Annotated in this window: 2 protein-coding genes; both read left to right on the top strand. The window is 63.9% G+C overall.

Annotated elements, in window-relative coordinates; genetic code table 11:
• Nucleotides 1-341 precede the first annotated feature (341 nt).
• Nucleotides 342-563 carry a hypothetical protein gene (locus HLH29_RS19295; RefSeq protein ID WP_182968985.1) on the top strand — a complete coding sequence of 74 codons (222 nt, stop codon included), beginning with the start codon at nt 342-344 and terminating at the stop codon, nt 561-563.
• Nucleotides 564-799: 236 nt separating this feature from the next.
• On the top strand, nt 800-1064 hold a 265-nt coding region (locus tag HLH29_RS19780), incomplete at its 3' end, for a recombinase family protein (protein WP_246374502.1).

Below are 1064 nucleotides of genomic sequence, written 5' to 3'. Positions count from 1 at the left end.
TAGAGCGCTACTCTGCAAGACCCATAATACCGACGAGCGGGAGGTTCTCTACCCCTGGCACCCTTGGTTTGGGCGTTGGGTGTGCGTCGAGGAGATGATTGAGCGGGGCGGCCAAGTCCTTTCCCGCTGCCGCCTATCCGACGCCGGAGCGGTCAGGCTCCTTGGATTGCCGGCGTGGATGCTTGATCGCGCGGCTTGCGCTGGGATGCGGCCGGCCCCGGATCCGACCGTGTCCCTGGGGGCGCTTTATGATCTGCGATCGTTGCTGACGGGCTTTTTGTCGTCGTACCCATCTGAAACCGTCGCAGGCTTCTCTTCTGACCGGAATCGGAGAGAGGACCATGCGACACGACGGACGACAGCGCTCCCGTGTGGGGACGATATCGGCGCAGCCGGATCTGTTCGGCGGCAAGGAGGTCGAACCGCCCTGTCCGAACCTGATCTGGAAGGACCTTCCCCAGCAGGCGCGGAACGATCTGCGGTCGATGATGGCCCGTCTGATCCTCGATCACGTGCGCGGTCGCGGACCCAGCGCCGTGCAGGAGGCCCGCGATGACTCGTGACAAGATCAGCCCACGTCATCTGGAGCGCAGGGCAATCCTGTATGTGCGACAATCATCCGCGCACCAGGTGCAGCACAACAGGGAAAGCCGCGCCTTGCAATATGCCATGCGCGAACGGCTCGCCCTCCTGGGCTGGCAGACGATTGATGTGATCGACGACGATCTGGGCTGCTCGGCAGCGGGCGGCGTGACGCGCGTCGGCTTCGATCGCATGGTGGCTGAGGTCTGTTTGGGGTTTGGGGCGCGTCGGTGCGGTCGCGGCCCTGGAGGTCTCCCGGTTCGCCCGGAACAGCCGCGACTGGCAGCAACTCATCGAAATGTGCCGCGTCGTCGACACGCTCCTGATCGATCAGGAGGCCATTTACGCACCGCGTGTCGGGAATGACCGGCTCTTGCTCGGTCTGAAGGGCAGCCTGAACGAATATGAGCTGGACCTTCTGCGGCAGCGGTCCCTGACGGCACGTTATGAGAAAGCGCGGCGTGGCGAACTCGTAGTGGGTG

Origin of the sequence: Gluconacetobacter tumulicola, assembly GCF_014174215.1 — a bacterium.
In the GTDB taxonomy this organism is placed as follows: domain Bacteria; phylum Pseudomonadota; class Alphaproteobacteria; order Acetobacterales; family Acetobacteraceae; genus Gluconacetobacter; species Gluconacetobacter tumulicola.
Note: the sequence above shows the minus strand (reverse complement) of the source record. Positions and strands in the feature narration are given on the sequence as shown.

Excerpts from the sequence above, each read along its gene's own strand:
- HLH29_RS19295 (WP_182968985.1), top strand. The coding sequence starts at position 342 with ATGCGACACGACGGACGACAGCGCTCCCGTGTGGGGACGATATCGGCG.